Source organism: Citrobacter sp. Cb004, from assembly GCF_030337065.1.
GTDB classification, from domain to species: domain Bacteria; phylum Pseudomonadota; class Gammaproteobacteria; order Enterobacterales; family Enterobacteriaceae; genus Citrobacter; species Citrobacter braakii.
In genome coordinates, this window is record NZ_JAOWCH010000061.1 from 233,270 (window position 1) to 239,596 (window position 6,327).

General features: G+C 49.4%; 6 protein-coding genes. 3 read left to right on the plus strand and 3 right to left on the minus strand.

Annotated features, from left to right (window positions below):
* The first annotated feature begins 37 nt into the window (after positions 1-37).
* Together OGV65_RS14790 and cobO are read left to right on the plus strand one after the other, a co-directional pair.
* Positions 38-1,690, plus strand: coding sequence for a class I fumarate hydratase (locus tag OGV65_RS14790; protein WP_047497766.1), 1,653 nt, complete (start codon positions 38-40; stop codon positions 1,688-1,690).
* A 9-nt stretch (positions 1,691-1,699) separates the two neighbouring features.
* Complete coding sequence (gene cobO / locus OGV65_RS14795; protein WP_016156012.1) at positions 1,700-2,302, plus strand: cob(I)yrinic acid a,c-diamide adenosyltransferase; 603 nt, start codon at positions 1,700-1,702, stop codon at positions 2,300-2,302.
* A gap of 82 nt (positions 2,303-2,384) precedes the next feature.
* On the opposite strand, the gene OGV65_RS14800 is transcribed toward cobO, so the two are convergent.
* On the minus strand, positions 2,385-3,287 hold the full coding sequence (locus OGV65_RS14800) for a LysR substrate-binding domain-containing protein (RefSeq protein ID WP_047359471.1): 903 nt from the start codon (positions 3,285-3,287) through the stop codon (positions 2,385-2,387).
* Between the two features lie 406 nt (positions 3,288-3,693).
* Between OGV65_RS14800 and cobA the strand changes: the two genes are divergently transcribed.
* On the plus strand, positions 3,694-4,482 hold the full coding sequence (cobA, locus tag OGV65_RS14805) for a uroporphyrinogen-III C-methyltransferase (RefSeq protein ID WP_053090133.1): 789 nt from the start codon (positions 3,694-3,696) through the stop codon (positions 4,480-4,482).
* Here cobA and OGV65_RS14810 read toward each other — a convergent pair.
* Complete coding sequence (locus OGV65_RS14810; RefSeq protein WP_016152296.1) at positions 4,461-5,354, minus strand: PocR ligand-binding domain-containing protein; 894 nt, start codon at positions 5,352-5,354, stop codon at positions 4,461-4,463. The two genes, cobA and OGV65_RS14810, sit on opposite strands and share 22 nt — an antisense overlap.
* 220 nt (positions 5,355-5,574) lie before the next feature.
* Positions 5,575-6,272, minus strand: a protein-coding gene (locus tag OGV65_RS14815) for an IS1-like element IS1B family transposase (protein ID WP_095033700.1) whose coding sequence is annotated in 2 segments (ribosomal slippage) — positions 5,575-6,023 and positions 6,023-6,272 — 699 coding nt in all. Because the reading frame shifts where the segments join, the coding sequence is not laid out codon by codon here.
* Positions 6,273-6,327 lie beyond the last annotated feature (55 nt).

The window sequence follows — 6,327 nt, forward strand, 5'->3', positions numbered from 1 at the left end:
GCCATCCGACATATTAACTAAAAGGTGAGATGTAAACATGTCTAAACCATTTGTCTGGCAGGAACTCTTTGTTCAGAGTAAAGATAATACCGAATATGAATTACTGAGTAACCAGCACGTTGCGGTAACGGAGTTAGACGGAGAGGAAGTGATTAAGGTTGCGCCAGAAGCGCTAACCTTATTAGCCCAGCAGGCATTTTATGAGGCTTCATTTTTCCTGCGCGCCGGACATTTAAAACAGATAGCCAGCATTCTGCACGATCCGCAGGCCAGCAGTAACGATAAGTACGTCGCATTGCAACTGCTACGCAATGCTGAGGTTTCGGCCAAAGGCGTCCTGCCCAACTGCCAGGATACCGGGACGGCAACCATTGTGGCCTGCAAAGGACAGCATGTCTGGACCGGCGGCGATGATGCAGAAGCATTAAGCAAAGGCGTGTACACCACCTTCACCGAAAACAACCTGCGTTACTCGCAAAATGCCCCGCTGGACATGTATACCGAGGTCAATACCCAGACTAACCTGCCGGCGCAAATCGACATCAGCGCCACGCCGGGTAACGAATACCGTTTCCTGTTCGTCAACAAAGGCGGCGGCTCTGCTAACAAAGCGGCGCTGTTCCAGGAAACCAAATCTATTCTGCAGCCGGAAAAGCTCACCGCGTTTCTGATCGAAAAAATGAAATCACTGGGTACAGCCGCCTGCCCGCCGTATCACATCGCTTTCGTCGTTGGAGGCTTGTCCGCCGACCAGACGCTGAAGGTTGCCAAACTGGCTTCAACTAAATATTACGATAACCTGCCCACCAGCGGGAACGAACTGGGTCAGGCATTCCGCGATACAGCGCTGGAAGCCGAGCTGCTCAACGCCAGCCGCGAGTTTGGCATCGGCGCGCAGTTTGGCGGCAAATACTTTGCCCACGATATCCGGGTGATCCGCCTGCCACGCCACGGCGGCTCCTGCCCTATCGCCATGGCTCTCTCCTGCTCAGCCGACCGCAACATCAAGGCCAAAATCAACAAACACGGAATCTGGCTGGAGAAACTCGAGCATAATCCGGGCAAATTTATTCCCGATTCACAGCGGGTAGAAAATAGCGCCCAGACCGTACAACTGGATCTGAATCGTCCGCTGCGCGAGATCCTGCATGATCTCACCACTCTGCCAATTGGGACGCGTTTATCGTTAACCGGCCCGATTGTTGTGGCTCGCGATATCGCGCATGCCAAAATCAAAGAGCGCCTGGATAACGGCGAACCAATGCCAGATTACATGAAAAACCATATCGTCTATTACGCGGGCCCGGCTAAAACCCCCAGTAATCTGGCCTGCGGTTCGCTAGGTCCCACAACCGGCGGGCGCATGGACGGTTACGTCGATGCTTTCCAGGCCGCGGGCGGCAGTCTGATCATGTTGTCGAAAGGCAACCGCAGCGCGCAAGTCACGGATGCGTGTCGCAAACATGGTGGTTTTAACCTTGGCAGCATTGGCGGCGCCGCAGCCTTGTTGGCGCAGCAGTACGTGAAGAGCCTGCACTGCCTTGAATATCCCGAGCTGGGAATGGAAGCTGTGTGGATGATGGAAGTTAAAAATATGCCGGCCTTCGTATTAGTGGATGATAAAGGCAATAACTTCTTTAGCCAGTTTGAGCAGCAGCATCGCTGCGCAACCTGTCCGGCAGGACATTAAGGAGTCACCATGGAAGCGCGAGCCAATAATGACAGACACCGCCAGCGTCAGCAGAAACTGAAAGAACAGGTTGATACCCGCGTGGCGGCGGCAACGGAGAAGAAAGGGATCCTGATTGTCTTCACCGGCAACGGTAAAGGAAAATCCACCGCAGCCTTTGGTACGGCAACGCGCGCGGTTGGTCACGGAAAAACCGTTGGCATCGCGCAGTTTATTAAAGGCCAGTGGGATAATGGCGAGTACAACACGCTGCAACCGCTCGGTGTCGAATTTCATATTATGGGCACCGGATTTACCTGGGAAACCCAAAATCGGCAAGCGGATATCGAGGCAGCAACGGTAGTCTGGCAGGAAAGTAAGCGCATGCTGGCTGATCCGCAGTACGATCTGGTGGTGTTGGATGAGCTTACTTACATGCTGGCTTACCACTATCTGGACACACAGGAGGTTATCAGCGCCATCGAAAATCGCCCTGCGGAGCAAAGCGTCATCGTGACCGGGCGCGGATGCCATGCGCTGTTACTGGAACTGGCCGATACGGTCAGTGAAATTCGCCCGGTCAAGCACGCGTTTGACCGCGGGATTCAGGCACAGATTGGAATCGACTGGTAGCCGTTCTTTTGCCGGATAACGATGCTAACGCGTCTTATCCGGCCTACCAATCGTTGTAGGCCTGATAAAGCGCAAACCACCATCAGGCAGCCGACACCACGGACTTACTGAGCAACCAGTTACGAAATGTCTGTAAATGCGCAGACTCCGATTTCTCTTCACGCCACGTCATAATGAAACGGTTCCCGGTGCGCATCGGAACATCGCAAGGAATGACCATATCACCATTGTCCAGATCGTGCTGAATGGCAAAACGAGGAAGCAGCGCAACCCCCAGATTAGAACGGACCGCCGCAATCAACATCGACAACAGATCAAATCTCGGGCCTTTATTTACCAGCGGGCTGCTGACGTTGGACAGCGCAAACCATTCCTGCCAGCCTTTGATTCGCGTACTCTGGTGCAACAGCGGGTATTCGTTCAGCAGTTCGTGGACTGACAGTTTCCGTTCCGGTTCGGCCAGCAGGCAGCGGCTGCAAACTGGCAGAATTTCCTCTTCAAACAGGTACTCAACCTCTGACCACGGTGAGTAGAAATCTTCGCGCATAATTGCCGCATCATACTCACGATTAAGAAAATCACCGATATTCGCCAGCGAATGGATGTTCACGATAATATCAGGATTGAGTTTGTTAAACTCGCGCAGGTTGGGGATCAACCAATGCGTACTGAACGTCGGATTTACCGCCAGCTCAATAACCTGTACGGTCGGTTGCCAGGTCATTATTGTGGTCGTATCGCGCTCGAGTTTATTTAACGTTTCTTTAACGATACTTAAATAGTGTTTGCCGGCCGCATTTAAAAAAATACGTTTTTTGGCATGATTAAATAGCGCGGTATTAAGAAAATCCTCCAGTGCATTCACCTGGCGGAAAACAGCACTTTGTGTTAACGCCAACTCTTCAGCTGCCCTGGTATAACTTTCGTGACGCGCAACCACTTCAAAAGTTACCAGCAACTCCGTCTTGGGTATTTTTCCTCTCATAACCTCTTCCATATGCAGCGTACAAAAATAGTTTAATTTATAAAAAATAATTCAAGGCACCCAGATAAGCACCGAGAGTTATATTTTATTTTCTCCATTGATGTCATTGATCCAATCCATGATTTGCTCACACTGATGGCGGATAAATATTAACCAATAATACTCAAGCACAACAATAAACACAATTTAAATAAGGTTAAACTTAAGTAAATAGTGCCAATAAGTTCTTAATAATTTTTCAAGTCTTCTTGTTTATTGCAGAAAAAACTTTGCGAGATTAATCAATATTATCCACGCGCTAATCCTGGATAATTTCACGTTATAACTTACGGGCAAACGACTGCTTTTAATCATTTATTGATGTCGTTTGTGCCATTTTTTTGACAGACGTGATAAAGGACACATTGTGAAAACTTTCGGAAAGGTCTGGCTCGTTGGAGCAGGTCCTGGTGATATTTCATTACTGACCCTCAAAGCAATGATCTGCATTAAACAGGCCGACGTCATTATTTACGATCGGCTGGTCAATCCTAAAATTTTAGAATGGGCATTACCTGACTGCCTGCTTATCAATGTCGGCAAAAATCCAGGCTTCCATTGCGTTCCTCAGGGTGAAATCAACGCACTGCTGGTCCAGTATGCCCAAACACACCACAACATTGTGCGCCTCAAAGGTGGCGATCCGTATGTATTTGGCCGTGGGGCTGAAGAAGTTGAGGATCTGGTTGAAATGGGCATCCCTTTTGAAGTTGTACCGGGTATTAGTTCTACGATTGGCGGCCTGACCTATGCCGGTATCCCGGTGACGCATCGCGATTTTGCCTCCGGCTTTCACGTGGTGACTGGCCACACGCGGGAAGGCAATCAGCAGCAGGACTGGCGTCAACTGGCGAAACTTAATGGCACGTTGGTCATCGTCATGGGTATCGCCAATCTGGCGTTTATCTGTGAAGAGCTGTTGATGGGCGGGAAATCAGCAGACACGCCCGCCGCGCTAATTATGTCCGCGACCCGAGAAAATCAACGCCGCCTGACCTGCACGCTCGGTTCATTATTGAGCAAGGCGCAGGAAGCTAATATTGTTCCACCGGCGCTGATTGTAATCGGAGATGTGGTGACCCTGAGCGATCGGCTCTCTTTTATACCTGAAGCCATCACGCTGCCAGACAATCTTTACTGCGAAAGTCTGGCGTGACGAAAAGACTGGGGCGACGTTTGATGCGCCGCCCGGAAAACGCGGCAAAAGTAACTGGTTTGCGCGTATTGCAATTTCCTGGCAATACTGTCTATGGAATGAACCGGATCGTGTAATAACTCCCCTGCTTTTTGCATTTTTTTCTGACTCACCCAGGTTTTAAAATTAACACCCTGGCGTTTCTTGAAAAACCGGCTGAAATAGTTCGCGCTTAAGCACACATGAGCCGCGACAGATTCCAGAGACAATTCACCATACAAATTCTCGTCAATATAACGCAGCGCCGCCATAAGTTTTTTCTCGTGACGTGAAGGCTCAGTGAAATAATGATGAGCGTAACGGGTTGCCGGAACTACAATCTTCTCAGAGATCAATTGTTCTTTCTCAAAATTATCAACAATAAAACTTAACAAATTTGCTGACGCCACCAGTACATTATTATCCACCATCGCAGACTGGCCCCACTCAGCTTTAATTTCGGGGTTATTAATCCATGAGTTTTTGTTATCAATAGCGATAGTTTTATATTCCTGATACTTTACCCGCACCTGCCCGCAGATAATAAAACCGTAAAGGTGTCCCTCATGAATTAATGGCATCGAGAACAGGCTTAGCCCTGCATGACAGGTGAGTATTCTGGGTTTAAGCTGTTTTAATGCCTCAAAAGCACAGTACTTGTCGCACTTTTGGCAACCTGCTCGATAGCGCTCATCCGCACGCATTAATGTGCAAAACGAATTAAAATTATGACATTCAGACAACGCTATACCGTTAATATCAACGACGACTGTGGCTAACCCAGTGGCTCGGGAGAAGAGTTCTGCGATAGAGAAAAAACGGTGTAAATAGTCATCCTGGATTTTCAGCGGCACGTTATCCTCCGGCATTAACAATATTAAGGCCGCTAATATGCAAAAATTAGCCTCAGGAAAGAATGATGCTCACCGCAAAAAATAATCTCATTTGTGCAGATGATTATGATCAATTGGCAAGAAAATTATAGCGACCACGATAATACTCTGCAGCACACCACCGACTCAGCTTTCTCAAAGATTAACGAATCTTCACACTCTCTTGGGTAATGACTCCAACTTATTGATAGTGTTTTATGTTCAGATAATGCCCGATGACTTTGTCATGCAGCTCCACCGATTTTGAGAACGACAGCGACTTCCGTCCCAGCCGTGCCAGGTGCTGCCTCAGATTCAGGTTATGCCGCTCAATTCGCTGCGTATATCGCTTGCTGATTACGTGCAGCTTTCCCTTCAGGCGGGATTCATACAGCGGCCAGCCATCCGTCATCCATATCACCACGTCAAAGGGTGACAGCAGGCTCATAAGACGCCCCAGCGTCGCCATAGTGCGTTCACCGAATACGTGCGCAACAACCGTCTTCCGGAGCCTGTCATACGCGTAAAACAGCCAGCGCTGGCGCGATTTAGCCCCGACGTATCCCCACTGTTCGTCCATTTCCGCGCAGACGATGACGTCACTGCCCGGCTGTATGCGCGAGGTTACCGACTGCGGCCTGAGTTTTTTAAATGGCGGAAAATCGTGTTGAGGCCAACGCCCATAATGCGGGCGGTTGCCCGGCATCCAACGCCATTCATGGCCATATCAATGATTTTCTGGTGCGTACCGGGTTGAGAAGCGGTGTAAGTGAACTGCAGTTGCCATGTTTTACGGCAGTGAGAGCAGAGATAGCGCTGATGTCCGGCAGTGCTTTTGCCGTTACGCACCACCCCGTCAGTAGCTGAACAGGAGGGACAGCTGATAGAAACAGAAGCCACTGGAGCACCTCAAAAACACCATCATACACTAAATCAGTAAGTTGGCAGCATCACC